Consider the following 374-nt stretch of genomic DNA (forward strand, 5'->3'; position numbering starts at 1 on the left):
GTGGTAGCGGGGTGCGTCGGGCGAGATCGACAGCGACGCCCTGGGAATCAACTGGCGGATGGCATCTGCGACTTCCTGATCCGAGACGACAGATCCGCTGCCGATGTTGTATATCGAGTGGTTCAACTTCGGTGTAGTGAGCACCGAAACGATCGCCTGTGCAGCGTCCTCTATGTAGATGAGGTCGCAGGACACGTCGGCGTCCAGATGCAGCGGCTTACCGGCAATGGCGGCGTGCAGGAGCCGCGGCAGTCCGATGAAGCGCGAGGTGGGGTTGCCCAGCGGGCCCCACGCTCCTCCGATGCGCAGCCCGACGAGCTCTACAGCGCCGCTGTTGCGAGCGAGGTCTGCGGCGAGCTCGAGCGACTTCTTCG

Annotated in this window: 1 protein-coding gene; it reads right to left on the bottom strand. The window is 64.2% G+C overall.

The window, feature by feature from the left end:
• On the bottom strand, positions 1-374 hold a 374-nt coding region (locus SB717_RS34090), incomplete at both ends, for an NAD-dependent epimerase/dehydratase family protein (RefSeq protein WP_410907244.1).

Origin of the sequence: Priestia sp. SIMBA_032, from assembly GCF_046535215.1 — a bacterium.
Classification (GTDB): Bacteria; Bacillota; Bacilli; order Bacillales; family Bacillaceae_H; genus Priestia; species Priestia aryabhattai.